At 38.2% G+C, this 16,450-nt stretch carries 11 protein-coding genes; 9 read left to right on the top strand and 2 right to left on the bottom strand.

Features of this window, described 5'->3' with window-relative positions; translation table 11 throughout:
- The first annotated feature begins 36 nt into the window (after positions 1 to 36).
- Complete coding sequence (gene mgtE / locus CH361_RS09825; protein ID WP_100790663.1) at positions 37 to 1,437, top strand: magnesium transporter; 1,401 nt, start codon at positions 37 to 39, stop codon at positions 1,435 to 1,437.
- Positions 1,438 to 1,499: 62 nt separating this feature from the next.
- Entirely contained in the window at positions 1,500 to 2,135 is a 636-nt protein-coding gene (locus tag CH361_RS09820; RefSeq protein ID WP_100790949.1) for a hypothetical protein, read from the top strand.
- Between the two features lie 51 nt (positions 2,136 to 2,186).
- Here CH361_RS09820 and CH361_RS09815 read toward each other — a convergent pair whose 3' ends face one another.
- Entirely contained in the window at positions 2,187 to 3,158 is a 972-nt protein-coding gene (locus CH361_RS09815; RefSeq protein ID WP_100790662.1) for an LEA/WHy family protein, read from the bottom strand.
- Between the two features lie 30 nt (positions 3,159 to 3,188).
- Positions 3,189 to 3,959 (bottom strand): exodeoxyribonuclease III, encoded by a 771-nt coding sequence (locus CH361_RS09810; protein WP_100790661.1) that lies wholly within the window; start codon positions 3,957 to 3,959, stop codon positions 3,189 to 3,191.
- A 50-nt stretch (positions 3,960 to 4,009) separates the two neighbouring features.
- Between CH361_RS09810 and CH361_RS09805 the strand changes: the two genes are divergently transcribed.
- The 7 genes from CH361_RS09805 to CH361_RS09775 all read left to right on the top strand — a co-directional run bounded on the left by CH361_RS09805 (position 4,010) and on the right by CH361_RS09775 (position 16,445).
- Positions 4,010 to 6,754, top strand: a complete 2,745-nt coding sequence (locus CH361_RS09805) for an adenylate/guanylate cyclase domain-containing protein (protein WP_100790660.1) — start codon at positions 4,010 to 4,012, stop codon at positions 6,752 to 6,754.
- A gap of 5 nt (positions 6,755 to 6,759) precedes the next feature.
- On the top strand, positions 6,760 to 8,886 hold the full coding sequence (locus tag CH361_RS09800; RefSeq protein ID WP_208861421.1) for a FecR domain-containing protein: 2,127 nt from the start codon (positions 6,760 to 6,762) through the stop codon (positions 8,884 to 8,886).
- Positions 8,876 to 10,057, top strand: coding sequence for an LIC11435 family protein (locus CH361_RS09795; RefSeq protein WP_100790659.1), 1,182 nt, complete (start codon positions 8,876 to 8,878; stop codon positions 10,055 to 10,057). Before CH361_RS09800 ends, CH361_RS09795 begins: the two co-directional genes overlap by 11 nt.
- Positions 10,058 to 10,100: 43 nt before the next feature.
- Positions 10,101 to 11,390 (top strand): histidinol dehydrogenase, encoded by a 1,290-nt coding sequence (gene hisD, locus CH361_RS09790; RefSeq protein ID WP_100790658.1) that lies wholly within the window; start codon positions 10,101 to 10,103, stop codon positions 11,388 to 11,390.
- Positions 11,390 to 12,244: a pantoate--beta-alanine ligase gene (gene panC, locus CH361_RS09785; RefSeq protein ID WP_100790657.1), complete on the top strand. Its 855-nt coding sequence runs from the start codon at positions 11,390 to 11,392 to the stop codon at positions 12,242 to 12,244. Before hisD ends, panC begins: the two co-directional genes overlap by 1 nt.
- Positions 12,245 to 12,250: 6 nt before the next feature.
- Positions 12,251 to 15,673 carry a transcription-repair coupling factor gene (gene mfd / locus CH361_RS09780; protein ID WP_100790656.1) on the top strand — a complete coding sequence of 1,141 codons (3,423 nt, stop codon included), beginning with the start codon at positions 12,251 to 12,253 and terminating at the stop codon, positions 15,671 to 15,673.
- Positions 15,674 to 15,773: 100 nt separating this feature from the next.
- Positions 15,774 to 16,445, top strand: coding sequence for a lipoprotein LipL31 (locus CH361_RS09775; protein WP_100790655.1), 672 nt, complete (start codon positions 15,774 to 15,776; stop codon positions 16,443 to 16,445).
- Positions 16,446 to 16,450 lie beyond the last annotated feature (5 nt).

The raw sequence follows: 16,450 nt of genomic DNA, 5'->3' as shown, positions 1-16,450 counted from the left end.
ACCGTCAATTGTAAATTTCAGGAAATCTGCTGAATTATGGAAGAAGAAAGAAAGAAAGAGTCCGAATTCCGTATCAAAATCGATAGAGAAAGCGATTCCTATGATGAATTTGTAGAAGAGATCAAAAACCTCGTTGCTCTAGAGGATTCCAAAAAACTAAAAGAGATGCTGGATGGGGCTCACCCCGCCGACATCGTTACCTTATTTCGTGATTTAGAAAGAGAAGAGGAATTATATCTTTTTCGTGTCCTTCCAAAAGAAGACCAAGCATACTCACTCGTTAAAATGGAAGAGGAGACCTTAGAGTCTTTTTTAGAAGAGCTTACCGTTGATGAAATCTCGAATACTCTCAACCATATTGAAACAGATGAAACGACTTACCTTTTGTCCTATTTGCCTAGCGCCAAACGAGAATTAGTTCTAGCTAACTTGAGTAAAGCAGATAGTTTTGAAATTCGTTCCCAGCTTGGGTTTCGAGAATATTCCGCTGGGCGACTTATGTCCAAAGATTTTGCAACAGTCTCCATTTCTGAGAATGTAAGAAAAGGAATCATCAATGTTCGTAAAAAAGCAAAAGAAATCGAAATCTACCAAATCTACGTTACGGATGAGGCAGGAGTTCTGGAAGGTTTCATTCCTTTAAAGGACTTATTTCTTACACCCATCAATACTAAAATTGCAAAGATCACTAACTTCTCTGTTTTTGCTTTCCATTACGATGTAGACCAGGAAGAGGTAGCCAATACTTTTAAAAAATACGACTTAGTCAGTGCTGCGGTGATTGATGATTTGGGCCGAATCATTGGACGGATCACGGTGGATGATGTCTTAGAAATTGTAGAAGAGGAAGCTTCGGAAGATATCCTCCTCATGGCGGGGGTTTCTGAAGATGAAAGGTTGTCCACTCCCATCTTACAATCAGTAAAAAGGCGAATCGCTTGGTTGAATGTAAATTTACTAACAGCCTTTGTGAGTTCAACAGTGGTTGCTTTTTTTGAAGATACGATTTCTCAGATTGTTGTCCTTGCCACACTCATGCCCATTGTGGCAGGTCTCGGTGGAAATGCCGGTACCCAATCCGTAACAGTTGTTATCCGAAATATCGCTACAGGTGATTTGTCTTTTTCTAATTGGTGGGAGGCTGTTCGTAAAGAATTTACAATTGGAGTTTTGAATGGACTCGCCCTTGGAACCGTCACTGGTCTAATGATCTTCTTTGTGAAAGGTAATATTGTTCTAGGACTTGTGGTAGGAACTGCTATGTTTGTGAATATGATTGTAGCTTCTCTCACAGGATCCCTTGTTCCTATTATTCTAAAGGCAATGCGAGTGGATCCGGCAATTGCTTCCTCTATTTTTGTGACGGCAACGACTGATGTTTGTGGATTTTTCTTTTTCCTCGGACTTGCCACAGTGTTCGCAAAATATTTAATTTAGCGATTCTTCCTTGGATTTTAAATTCTTGCCATGGTGGGAAACCGCCAAAAACTGATGTCGAAATGAAATTTTTGCATTTGTTTTTGTCGGTTGTATCAGTTTCCGTTTTTCTAAATTGCCAATCTCTTCCTGAGTCTAGGACAAATGCGACTTCGGAGACTTCATCAGAAGTATTACCAACGAAAGATTTACTTCCACCACCTGGAGGTGAAGGAGAAATCATTCTAAATGAAAAAGGGGAAGAGGTCCAAAACCATTCCGGTGAACTTCCTTTTTTTCAAAAAAAGAGCGATTTACCAACAGAACTTTTCCGTGTTTATATTGCCTCTGATTTTTATATGGTCCGCCAAATCCGCCATACAGATAAAATCCGTAGAAAACCAGATCCAGGTGGAGATGAACTTTCTAAAGAGGAAATGAAAAAGTATGACCTTCTTAGTTTTGTTGATGATGGAATGATTACGATTGGTCTAAATACGATCACTGGAAAACTTGAGTCGATTGCTTTTGACCGTCGTGTTCCCAGAATCAATGATGTAGCAAAAATCATCCAAAACGACGCTTCCCGTTTTAATTATGAGCATTCTTCAAAAGATGGAACACCCATCATCACTAAATTTTTAATTAGTTATCAAATTCGCCTCTACCCAGGAAAAACTAGAGACGAAATCAAACAAATGTTACAGAAGAAAAAATAGTTTCTTAAATTCTTCTGTAACCCTCTGTAGTTTTTTATTTGTCCGATTAGTTTACCATTTAAAATTCCCTTGTTTTTCATATTGGAAGGGAATGGTTTCTGGGAGACTAGGAACTTTTAGTCCTGAATCTCCTTTTAAATCAAACTGAGCTGTTCTAGACTGGATCGTTTTATACAAGGAAGAGCTAATCGAAGTTATGGGAAACTTTGTGGCTACTTTTACCGTAGACGTTTTGCCTCCATTTACGATTTCTTTTGGTGTTCCGTTTAAGAACTTTTCTCCCGCTAAATTTAAATCGTAGTTAAGATTTGTTAGGTTTAAGTTGGAAGCTGCTTGGTTGGCAAAAACAAAATCAAATTCTGTATTTAAGTCTAAATTGAGTCCAGTTAGACCTGCTTTAGCCGCTGAAGTAGCAGGTTGTTTACTACCACCAAGAAGTCCTTTTAGAAAGTTTGTAGCTGTATCCGCAAGGGCATCTGTATTGGAGGCACTTAAGATATCAGCAGAAGTGGGCATTAAAATTTTGAAATTCTGAATTTCTACATTGGGTAGAACCGCAGGGATTTCGCGTTTTTTGACAAAAGGAAAAGTTAGAGAATCTTTTCCTAAAAGTTGCCATTGTTTGGGAATGGGAACTTTCATATTTCCTTCGGCACTGACTTCCAATAAAGGTTTGTCTGGAAATTTTTTATAGAGATTGAGAAGGTCTGTGTATTTTAATTTCACTTCGAGAGGAAGTTGTTTGGTTTTTTTACCTTCGATGGCGCCGAGATCTGTTTTGATTTGGGAGAGTTTCAGTCCTTCAATCTTGATGTCCATATCCAGTAAAGAACTGGGAAGCGAAACAGGATAAGGATTCTCAACCGAAGTGACTACGCTTAGTGTGATATCTGTAAAGGTAATGCTTTTGATGGAGAGTGAGTCAAATTCAAATTCCGGTACGGGAATCTTATCTTGGATCACACCAAGTATGGAACATTGCAAAGAGAATAAAGAAAGGAAAATAGGGACTGCCAATTTCATCCCAGCACTCTCTCTTAAGTGACAGCTTTGTCAAGTGAATTGAATGCCTAGAACCACTGGCGCATGGTCAGAGAGAACGGGTTCTTTGGCGATATGAACTGATTGCAGTTTGTATTTGGAAGATTTTGTAATGAAAAAGTAATCAATCCTCCAACCCTTATTGTTCTTCCGCGCTTGAAACCGGTAGGTCCACCAGGAATAATCATCCCGGACTTCTGGATGGATCACCCGAAAACAGTCAAAAAAACCTAAATCGAGAAATTTCGAAACCCAGGCTCTTTCCTCTGGAAGAAATCCGGAGCTCTTTTGGTTTCCTTTTGCGTTGTGGATATCTAGTTCCGTATGGGCAATGTTGACATCTCCACATACAATGAGAGGTTTTTTCTTCTTTGTGAATGGTTTTGCGAGCTCAAAAAATGAATCTAAAAACTCATACTTAACTTTTTGCCTTTCTTCTCCGCTGGTTCCCGATGGAAAATAGAGATTCCATAAGAAAAAATCAGGATATTCTAAAAATACAGACCTTCCTTCGTTCATGTAAATTCCTTCGCCAAAGCCAATCTTTACCGATTTGGGTTGTAGTTTGGTAAGGACAGCCGTTCCACTGTATCCTGGTTTGTCCGCAATACAGCTATGAATCTCATAACCTAATTTTCTAAATTCTTCTCGGTCAATTTCTGACTTTGGAGCCTTTGTTTCTTGGAAACAAATAATGTCAGGATTTTCGCGACGTATAAAATCTAGTAAACCTTTGCTCAAACTGGAGCGAATTCCGTTGCAATTTAACGTGATGATTTTCATCTAGAATTGAGATCGATTGTATGGCGTAATAAGTCGATACTAAAAATGGCATGATAGAAATTTCCGCAGAAATCCCGTTCCTTCGAACGTCCAAACTCTCCTTTCTCTTCTGGGATGAATCTCCTGGAAGTTTAGAAACTTGGGATTGGAACGAGGGGATTACTATATTTTTTCAGACTCGGCGTGCCGGTGAATTAGAGTTCCGGTTTGGACCTCCTCTTTGGGGAATCCCACAAGAAACAAATCGTTTTGAGTTTCCTTTTGTTTCCATTCATAATATATCAGCAAACAAGTATTTGGCGTCCGAACTATCAAAGTTAGGGGAAAATAAAACAATTTTTGTTTTGATTCCAAAAGGTTTGGAATTGGAGGCTCGTTCCGTTTTTGCAAGGCTTGAATACCTTTGGGATGATAAAATTTCCCCAGACAGGATCACCCATAAATTTGGGCTTACCGGAAAAATCAGTTCCGGTGTAGAATCTGTAAGTGCCAAACCAACCAATGGTAAAAAAAATCGAACAAGTTTTCCCCCTTTGGAAATTGTTGGAAAGGCTAGGCAAAAAAAAGAGAACATACTCGTCTCGGCAAATGGTGTTAGTTCAGATTTAAAAGAAGAAACTTCCGATTTTGAATATTCGGAAAATAATGTGAATAATTCTCATGATGATTCACCAAACCATCCTTATGATTTAATAGAATCTTCTTTTTCGGAAGCGGAATCTCTTCCAACGACAACCGTACAAAAGGAAACCCTTCCAGAACCAAAACTAGAAGCAGTAAAAGAAACTACCGATTCCCATCTATTAGATGGTTCCTCCAATACTAAATTTTCTCTTCAGTTAAAAATGATGGGAGTGATTAGTTTTCTTTTTGCTCTTTCTGTTTCAGTGATTATCTTTTTTGCATCTTTCTATTTTAAAAGATCGATCGAGTTACAACTAAGAGATAACAATATTCGTATTGCTGAAATCATCGGATCGAAAGTAAAATCCGATATTTTGGGAGTGGTGGAAAAGGGTCGCCAAATCGCCATCACACTGACGACTCAAGGACTTCCCGAAGCAGAAAGAAAACTTCTGATCAAAACTTTTTTTCAAAACGATCAAGAATTCATTTATCTTGGAATTTTTGAAAGAAAAGAAAATACCCTGACCATGAAGCGGGAAGTTTTTAATGAAGAAGAACTGAAAAAAAGTTCAGTCACAGAAGAAGATTTTCATAATGTTGTCAATCGTAACCGAGATGCCCTTGCTGAAGCTTTCAATGGTCAAACAGTTCTTTTGAATTCTAGTCCCGGATTCCAAGAGCCCTCTTTTGCCATTGCCATTCCTACTGCCGAAAATGGAGAATTGGATAACGCTCTTGTGATGATTGTGAAATTGAACAAAATCATCGGTGCTTTTTCTAAAAAGGGAATCGAAACTACTTTTATGGTAAACGGGAACGGAACGGTTCTTGCTCATCCTAAAGAAGATTTAATTCTTGCTGCTACGGACCTTGCCTCTATGCCCATCGTAAAATCGATGTTAACGAGTGCACCAAATACAGGACAGATGAGTTATTTGGATGAAGAACTTGGCAGTTCTTATTTAGGATCCTTTCAAAAGATTGGTTTTGCCGATGCGGGTGTCATTACCATTGTATCGGAAGAAAAGGCTTTTGCGGATGTTTACAAAAGTCAAAAAACAAATTTATACATTGCGGGAATTGGATTGTGTTCGGCACTGATCTTTGTATTTTTCTTTTCCAAAACAATTACAAAACCTGTTTTACAACTTCTGACCGCAACTTTGGAAATTGCCAAAGGGAACTTTAAAATCGGAATCAAACCTACCACTCAAGATGAGGTGGGACTTCTTACCAAATACTTCATTGATATGGGGCAAGGTTTGGAAGAAAGGGAAAAGGTTAAAAATATCCTCGGTAGTATGATTGATCCTGTGGTGGTCCAAGAGGCTATGGTGGATCTTGCCGCTTTGAAACGAGGATCAGAAACTCATATCACGGCATTCTTTTCCGATGTGGCAAGTTTCTCCACCATTTCCGAACAGTTAAAATCAGCAGACCTCGCTGCTCTTTTAAATGAATACTTATCTGCAATGACCATCCTTCTCAAAAAACATGAAGGTGTATTGGATAAATACATAGGGGATGCGATTGTGGGTATTTTTAATGCCCCTGTCCCTGTTTTAGATCACGAATTAAAAGCAGCTCGTGCCAGTGTGGATATGGTGATGAAACTTGCTGAGTTACGAGAATATTGGACAAAAAATAACCTTTATTCCAAAGAAGCCCAAGTAATGGACGCAAGGATTGGTTTGAATTCGGGACCAGCTAAGGTTGGTTTTATGGGAACTGATGCCCTTGCTTCTTATACAATGATGGGTGATACGGTCAACCTGGCGGCAAGACTAGAAGCAGCAGGTAAAGATTATGGTGTAAACATTTTAATTACCGATCCCATTCGTGATTCCATCCAAGAAGAAATGGTAACTAGATATCTGGATCTTGTGCGAGTGAAAGGGAAAAATGAACCGGTTAAAATTCATGAACTCATCGGATACAGATCCATAATCACTCCAAACTTTTTGGAAGCAAGTCAGATCTATGAATCTGGGTTCAATGCTTACTTGGAACAAAATTGGAATGCTGCTATCAAATTTTTTACAGATTCTGAAAAGGCTAAGGGTGAAAAAGATAAGTCAAGTAGGATGCTGATCGAACGTTGTGAAGAATATAAACTAAACCCTCCAGGTTCGGATTGGGACGGTGTGTTCACAAGGACACATAAATAAACTATATGCGACTTTTAAACGATACAAGATTTGTAGTTTCTTCTCTAATTCTACTCATCCTTGTATTTTCATCTCTTCTCTATCGGAATTTAAATTATCGTTTTATTGATTCCACCAGTCCCACAATTGGAGTCATTACTTTCAAAAATAAGACTGTACTTCGCAAATACAATGATGCTGTGGTTTGGGATTTAATTGAATCTAAAACGGAGGTCAAAAATAGGGATACCATTCGTACAGAAGGATTATCGGATGCTATCCTTACTTTGAATGATGGAACCAAAATCAATATATCTGAAAATTCAATGATCCTTTTGGACATATCGGACAAAAATATCAATATTAATTTTGCTTATGGATCTTTTGAAGCAGCTCGCGGAGAAGGAACTGTTTCTGGAGATTTGAAGATGAATATTACCGCTGGGGACAAAACAGTCCAAGTAGCCAGTGGTGATGTCAAACTTGACAAAACAAAGTCTGAGTTAAACATTAAGGTGGATCAAGGTGAGGCAAAACTCACTTCCAATGGAAAAGAAGAAACCATTGCAAAAGACCAGATAGCAAATGTAACAGATTCCGGAGTCAAAGTTGGGAAACCTGTTTTTAGACTAGTTTCTCCAGAAGATAGAAAGAATGTTCTTTCTGAATCTGGCTCAGAAAAAATCCAATTTGTTCTTTCCGGCTGGAAACCAGATTCTGTAAAACAATCAAGTCCAAGTTTGGAAATTTCTTTATTTCCTGATTTTTCTAAATCACTCATCAAAGAAAAATTAACGGCGGCAAGTGTTTCTAAAAAATTAGGAGCGGGATCTTATTATTGGCGGGTTTTGTATGAAGATCCTAATTCAAAAACAAAACAAACAACTGAAGTTTTTCAATTTAGAATTTTAAGTGATCCTGCACTTCGAGTTTTAAGTCCGAAACCAAATGAAGTTTTTGCCTATACTGGAGAATCTCCAGTGGTTCGATTTGTATGGAATCCTTTAGATCTTTATTCTTCTTATACAGTACAAATTGCAAAAGATGCCAATTTTGCAGAAGGATTGGTTTCGAAACAAACACAGAACCAGTCCCTTGCCTTTGATTCCTTAAAAGAAGGAAACTATTTTGCTAAGATCCAAGCAAAATCAAATCTTCCAGGAATCTCGGAAAAAAGTTCAACCGTTGTTAGTTTCCAGATTCTGAAAAAAACAAGTGCCTCTCCTCCTGAGTTACTAGAGCCGGCCCGAGGTAAAACATTTGCAGAGGAACAAACGAAATCACAACTTTTCTTTTCCTGGAAAGATGACAAAGACTTTAACGAATACGAGTGGGAGTTAAGTGCAGATTCCAATTTCCAAAACAAATTAAAATCAGAATCGACTAAAAATAATTTTTTAAAACTCCCTAGTGGTCTTGGTATCGGAACTTATTTTTGGAGAGTAAAAGGGATTGGAAATTCAGGAAATTCACTGGAATCAAAATCAAATACCTTCACCGTGATTGCCAAAGAAGAAATGGAACTGATCTCACCGGCAAACGGGTCTGAGGTGGAAGTGGATGAACGTTCTACCATCATTCTCAAATGGAAAAAATTAACCGGAAAATCGAACTATGAAGTTGAAGTTTCCAGGGAACCAGAATTCCAACGTTCAGTCACGAAAGAAGCCGTAACAGGAAATTATTTTGAATTTAAATCAAAAGATTTAGGACGTTTTTATTGGCGGGTCAGGTCTTCTGGAACTGATTCCGATTTAAGTCCTGTTCGAAGTTTTCAAATGATTTCAAATATGGAACCACCGAGTTTGGCCACACCCACTCGAAACGAAACCATCGATTTATTTACCAGGACTTCGATCCTTTTCACTTGGAAACCTGTGGAAAAAGCAAATGCATATCGGATCCGTCTGATGGATATTTCTGGAATTCGAGAAAAACAAGTGTTTAGCGAAAGAACTGGTTCCACCAAATTTCAGTTTAGCGAAATTCAAAAATTAAATGTGGGAAGGTTTCGTTGGGAAGTGGCAGCCTTGTACAAACAAAGCGATGGAACAGAAAGAGAATCTGCCTACAACAAACAGGACTTTTTTGTTTCTGTTCCCGAATTAAAGGTTCCTAAAATCCTTACTCCAGGAAAGATTTATGTGGAATAAAGTTTTTACTTTTTTACTTCTCTTTTTCTGTTTTATTTCCTCCGTATCCGCAGAAACTGCTGGAGAAGAAAACACCCAACACCAACTCCGATGGATGGATGTAGAAGGTGCGACTGGTTATGTTTTAGAAATTAAAAATTCTAGTGGTTATCTTGTCCTTTCCGAACGTGTAAACGGAACCAGTTATGATTTAGTAAATTATACATCAGGAATTTATGAACACCGGGTTGCGGTTGTAAATAAATTAGGGAAGGTGGGCAGTTATTCCGATTGGGTTCGGTTTGAGGTAGTTGTATCAAAAGTTCCTACCTTAACTAAGGATTCCATATTTTCAGTCTCTAAAGAAGAAAAAGAAAAAACCTTTTTATTAGAAGGGAAAGATTTTATTTACCCCATGAAAGTTTATATGGTTACTGGCGGAAAAAGAATCCTCGCAAAAAAGGTTACCATTGAGTCGGATTCTGTAGCTAAGGCTACCTTCGCTGTGGATTCTGAAACAGATACAGGAATTTATGATTTAGTTTTAGAAAATCCTAGGAATAAAGTTCTCACAGCAAAACAACGAGTGGTACTTTCTGATTCTAAAGAAAAGGCCGCGATTTTTGCGGCTAGACAAGAACGGATTGCTCGTAAAGAAATTCCAGAAGACTATTATGAAACCCCATACTTTTCTACTCTTTGGCGTTCCACCGTGATGCCAGGTTGGGGTCAAAAATACATTGATGGGAAAAATTGGAAACTTTATGTTTACCCTGTCGTTGCAGCCTCTGCAGTTGCCGTTTATGCCAATTCATATAATAAATTTTTAGCTGCTCGTTCCGATTACCAATCAGCAGTCATTCTCGGAGCGGTCCTTGCGGAAAGGCAAGATGCACAGGCTCTTTGGTTTATCAATCGTTCTAATGCCGAGGCAAAATTTAATACCGCTAAAACAGAGTTAGGTGTTATACAAGTTGGAGCTGGTGTTTTAGGTGCTTTTTTACTTTATAATATTGTGGATTCTTATTTTGCCGCCAAACGAAATGTGGCAAATTTGGAACCTGGGTTTCCTTTGGGAGAATCAACAAAAAGAATTCATGCGAATGTAACTTCGGAAGCTGGTTGGAACCAATCGAAATTTGCCTATGAATATGGTTCAAGATACCAAATCGAATTCTCTTCACGGTTCTGACAAAAAGCTTGTTTAGGGAAGGACTTCCCTCCAAGCTGATTTTATGCCGATTCCTATCCTTCGTTGCGAGAAAAACTCGCGTACCCCTTTCGAGCGATTTTTATCTGGAGCCAAGGAAGACTTAAGTTCTGCGACAAAAAACATTCTTCCCATCTTGGAGGCAGTGCGTACGAGAGGGGATAAAGCCCTAATGGAATTCACCGAGAAGTTTGACGGCATCAAACTCAGTTCGGTCACGACCAATCCACACTCGGTTCAAACAAATATTGATTCTAAAACCAAGGAAGCATTTCTTAGGGCAAAATCAAATATCGAAGCCTTTCATGAAGCACAAAAAAGGGAGTCTTGGTCAAAGACCATTGATGGAAATAGGCTTGGTGTTAAATACACGCCGATTCCTTCTCTTTCTGTTTATGCACCAGGGGGTAAGGCTCTTTATCCTTCTAGTGTTCTTATGGGAGTGATTCCTGCAAAGATTGCTGGTGTAGGAAACATCCAACTCATCACACCTCCTCAAAAAAATGGGCTTCCTGAAATTTTAATTTGGCTCTGTCAAATTCTTGGTGTGAATAGAATTGTCACAGTCGGTGGGGCACAAGGGATTGCTGCCGCTGCTTACGGAACAGAAACCATTCCTAAATCCGAATTTGTGGTAGGACCTGGAAACGCTTATGTTGCCGCCGCCAAATCTTACTTAGCGGGTCAAGGTCTCATTGGAATCGATAGTCCAGCGGGTCCAAGTGAAGTCTGTATCATCGCAGATTCATCTGCAAATCCAAAATGGATCGCTTGTGATATGTTATCGCAAGCAGAACATGGAGAAGATTCTTCTGCAATTTTACTGACAACGGATGAAGATTTTGCCAAACAAGTAAGTGAAGAATTAGAAAAAGCATTCATAGAACGCCCCAAACGTTTGGAAATGAAACAAACCTCAATTTATAAAAATTCAGCGATTTTAGTATTCCCGAGTTTAGAAGATTGTATTTGGTTTTCGAATGAACTTGCACCAGAACATTTGGAAATCCAAACCAGAGACAATGAATCCGTATTTGCAAAAATTGAACATGCGGGAAGTGTATTTATCGGTCCTTATTCTCCAGTGGCTATGGGTGATTATATTAGCGGAACCAATCATATCCTTCCGACTGCAAGAGGAAGTCGAATTTATTCATCCCTCGGTGTGGACACATTTTTAAAACGAGTTACCTTTCAGGAAGTCACAAAAGAATCCTTAAAGAACTTATATCCTTTTGTTAAATTAATGTCTGAGTTAGAAGGTTTAGATGAAGAACACGGTACGAGTGTAAAGGTTCGAACAGAGGAATTTTGATGATCGTTGTTTCTGAGATCCAAGAATTAAAAAATATAATTACTGATTGGAAAAAGGCAGGTCTTTCGATTGGATTTTGTCCGACCATGGGCAGTCTTCATGCTGGGCATTTGGATCTTGTGGAAAGATCAAAAAAAGAAACAAACAAAACCATTGTTTCGATCTTTGTAAATCCTACTCAATTTAATGATCCTAAAGATTTTGAAAACTATCCAATCAATACAAACGCAGATTTAAAGTTATGCGAAGAAAAGGGAGTAGATTTGGTATTTCTGCCGGATGTCAAAACCATGTATCCTGAAACCAAAACTCCCATCCTCTTAAGTATCCCTGAATTACAAAAACACCTTTGTGGTCGCACAAGGCCTGGCCATTTTGAAGGTGTATTACAAATTGTTTCAAAACTTTTTCATTTAACAGAACCAAATAAGGCATTCTTTGGACTGAAAGATTACCAACAGTTCCGAGTGATTTCGGCTATGGTTAAAAATTTAAATTTTCCTTTAGAAGTAGTCGGAGTTCCCACCCGTAGAGAAGAAGACGGACTGGCGATGAGTTCCAGGAATGTTCGTTTAACAGAAAAACATAGAGAAACGGCAAATCTGATTCCTCGTATGTTTGCTCTTGCAAATAAAACAATCCTAGGTGGCGAAAGAGACATTCATCTACTCAAAGAAATCCTCAGAGATTTTTTGCTGACCGGTGCCTCCGTTCGGATCGATTATTTGGAAGTCGTGGATCCAGAGAACTTACAACCTAAAGAAAAATTAGAAGGTGAGGTTTTGCTCGCTTTAGCTGTATTTGTTGGGGAAGTCCGACTCATCGACAACCAAATCATTTCAATTCAAAATTAAACATTCATGGCAAAAGAAATCGAAGATCGTAAATTTAATCCCAAACAAGTATTCGCTGATTCTAAATCATCTCTAGTCAACTTAAGTGGAATCCCGGAATCTGCGCATTCCTTTGTTACTGGATCCTTATATGAAACACTCAGTTCTGATTCTACTTTTTTAGTTGTCCTTCCTACAAACCAGGATGCAGAAAGTTTTTCTCGGGAGCTGTTAAGTTTTTTACCAGAAGAAGAAATTTTTTATTTTCCAGGCCCAGAAAACATTCCTTATGAGTATACAAAATGGCAAATGGAATGGAAAAGAGACCGAATTTTAACGATCAATCGAATTTTGTCGGGTAATCGATGTTTGGTAGTAACTTCTGTATCTGCTCTATTACGTACGCTTCCTGTAAAAGAAAGTTTAAAAGGCAAATCAATCTCATTAAAACTAGGAAAGGATTTTCCGCTGGATAAACTTTTATTGGAACTAGTTCATTTGGGTTATCATAGGGAAGAGGTTTGTGAACAATTTGGTCATTTTAGCTTAAAAGGAGGAATTCTTGATATTTATACTCCTTATTTGGCAAACCCGGTTAGGATTGATTTTTTTGGTGATACTGTTGATGAAATTCGTACTTTTGATCCCAATACACAAAAATCCATCGCAAAAATTAATGAAATTATCATCACTGCAGCTAATGAAACAATTGTTAGCCCGGAAGAAAAAGAAAAATATAAAGATGTTTTGTCCTCGAATCAGGACCGAAGGTTACCTATTGATTCTGAATTAGAAATCATTGAAGAACATTTGCCCTTTGTCAGAAAACATGAGGGTTTCCTTAATTTTTTCTCTAAAAAACCTGTGATTCTATTTCCACGTTTTTTTGATACAAAAGAGCGTTCTTATGGAATGGAGAGAGAATACAATACTCTATATGAAAAAAAGAAAGAAGAAGCCCTGTGTTTAAAACCAGAAGACTTACTTTCTTTTGGTGAAGAGTGGAATACTCTCACTTCCGATGATACACCTGGGATTCGATTTTCTCTATTACCAGATAACCAAAGAAACTATTCTTATGAGCCAATCACTGAAGTTCGTGGATTTAGAGGTAAAATCAGGGAAGCTAAGGAACATTTTTTAGAACTTCTAAATGAAGACCCCAAAAATAAAATTTTCATTACCTCTTCATTTTCTGCTCAGATGATGCGATTAAAAGGTCTTTTTACAGAGGACGAGGTGGAAACCATTCACTCTGAGTCTGAAGACCCACTTCCCATTCCTTTTTCAAAGGTTAAACCTGGAATTCATTTAGTCATCTCTGATCTCAAACGTGGATTCAATGTTTTAGAAGATCATGTTTATATTTTTACTGATAACGATTTATTCGGTCGTCAGTATAAAAGAAAAACTCGGTATAAAAAACAAGCCTCACAAATGATCGAATCTTTCATCGATTTGAAAGAAGGAGATTATGTAGTTCATGTCAATCATGGAGTTGGTCGTTTTGTTAAAATCGAAAGAACAAAAGCAGATGGAAAAGAAAGAGATTTTTTAAAATTAGAGTATGCTGCTGGGGATAGTTTATTTGTCCCACTAGACCAAATTTCTCTCGTTCAAAAATACATTGGAGGAACTGATTCTCCTAAACTTGATACACTTGGAAAAAATTCCTGGAAAAAAGCTAAAGACAGAGTACAAGAGTCTGTTGATAAATTAGCGGAGGAATTAGTTTTACTTTATTCCAATCGGATGAAGCTGAATGGGTTTGCTTTTCCTCCAGACACGATTTGGCAAGAGGAGTTTGAAGCCGCGTTTGAATTTGAAGAAACACCTGACCAAATTACTGCCATTGAATCTGTAAAACAAGATTTAGAATCATCTCGACCTATGGACCGATTGGTTTGTGGGGATGTTGGTTATGGAAAAACAGAAGTGGCCATTCGGGCTGCATTTAAAGTGATTATGGCGGGAAAACAAGTGATGCTTCTCACTCCCACGACCATCCTCTCTTTACAACACTTTAACACCTTTAAACAAAGATATGAAAATTATCCTGTCAAAATAGCTTTTGTTTCCAGGTTTCGATCTGCAGCGGAGATCAGAGAAGATCTAAAAAACTTTTCTGAAGGAAAAATTGACATGCTCATTGGAACCCATGCGATTCTTTCTTCGAAAGTAAAACCAAAGAACCTAGGCCTCCTCATCATTGACGAAGAACAAAAGTTTGGTGTTACTCATAAAGAAGCGATCAAGAAGTTTAAAAATCTAGTGGATGTGCTGACTCTTACGGCAACACCGATTCCTAGAACCTTACATATGGCGCTTACAGGAATTCGTGAACTTTCTATCATTTCTACTCCTCCAAAAAATAGACAAAGTGTTGAAACTTATGTTTTGGAAGAAGATGACACGCTCATCCAAGAAGCCATTCGAAAAGAAATGGAAAGAGGGGGCCAAATCTTTTATTTGTACAACCGAGTGGAGTCCATTGAGGAAGAAGCAGCCTATGTCCGTTCCCTTGTTCCAGAAATTTCTGTTGGTATCTTACATGGACAACTTACGGAAGATGAAATCGAGGAAACTCTCGTTGATTTCTATGAAAGAAAATATGATATTTTAGTAACCACTACTATCATCGAATCGGGGATTGATATGCCGAATGTGAATACCCTGATTGTCAAAAGAGCCGATATGTTTGGACTTTCTCAGTTGTATCAAATTCGAGGTAGGGTGGGTCGTTCTGATAGAAAGGCTTATGCCTATATGTTTTATCCCTCGAAAAAACTAATGACCGAACTTGCGGAAAAAAGATTAAACACTATCTTCGAATATCAGGAATTAGGTTCTGGTTTTAAAGTTGCTATGCGAGACTTAGAGATTCGCGGGGCCGGAAACCTACTTGGAAAAGAACAGTCGGGTGATATCATGGAAGTGGGTTTTGATCTCTACGTGAAAATGTTGGAAGAGGCCATTTCTAGGATCAAAGGGGAAGAAGTGCGTGTCGAAGTCAGGACGGCAGTAAATTTAAAAACGAACTTTTATCTTCCAGATGATTATATCCCAGACACAAAACAGAAAATCGAGTTTTACAAACGATTCGAAGGCTCTGCCAACTTGGATGAAATTGAGGAACTATCCCTTGAGATGGAAGACCGGTTCGGAGAACTTCCACAAATTGCCAAAACCTTTGTGGAATTGGAAAAAATCCGCACCTTGGCTTCTAATTTAGGGTTCGAATTTGTCACCGAAAAACCTGAGGAAATCTTATTCAAATGTGGAACGTATTTCCGAGGGAATCCGGACCGGGTGATCCAAGCTATGGCCAAATTTAAGGGACTTCTCATCTCCCCGCAAGAGCCATCAGTTCTCCGTTATACGATTCCAGAACGGGAAGATTTACAAAAAATCAAAAAATTACTTTCCCTCTTGGAATTTTTGGCCGCTTAATTTTTAAGCAGTGGAATCAATCTCATTTGCTTAAAAAAAGATAGACATTGCGGGAATTGGCGAAACCATCATCACAAATCCTTTCAGGCACTAAAATAATATGACTAAAATCCTTCCTTTGTTTGTTTTTTTGGCATCCTTTTTTCTCATTCAGTGTTCGGACTCCTCTCCGGTCATCGAAACTTTGGATAACCATAAAATTACTGTAAAAGACTTTGAAGCTGCTTACGATACGGCTCTTGATTCTATTAGCCGATTGCAAAATATCGAAAAAAAGACCCTTCTGGAATTCATTGAAAAAGACATCAATGAAGTACCTCAAAACTTCCAAGATTTAAACTACCAACTCCAAAAGAAAAATTTCTACCAAACTTACCGCCAGATGATTATGACACGTCTTGTGGCAGAGAAAAACGGATACATTTCTCGGCCAGATGTAGCGGAAGTGATCAAACAAGTAGAAATGCAAACCATTGCTCAAATGTATGTTTCTGAACAAGTTGAGAAAAAAATCCAAATCACAGACGAACAAGCAAAAGCCGAATGTGAAAGGCTTCGTGGAATGGATCGTAATATTGCAAACCTAACAATCGATAAGTGTCTTACTTTTGCTAAGGCTCAGATCAAACAACTACAAACTAGAGAACAACTTCCTCTTGTTGTAGAAAGAATTAAAGAAGAAGTAACAATCAAACGTAATGATAAATTTGATTTGGATGCATATCTTGCTCCAAAGAAAAAAGTGGAAGAACCAGCTGACGAGAAAAAATAAGTCGG

The sequence above is a fragment of the Leptospira brenneri genome (genome assembly GCF_002812125.1).
Lineage (GTDB): Bacteria > Spirochaetota > Leptospiria > Leptospirales > Leptospiraceae > Leptospira_A > Leptospira_A brenneri.
The sequence above is the reverse complement of the archived record's forward strand: the minus strand, read 5'-3'. Positions and strand labels throughout refer to the sequence as shown.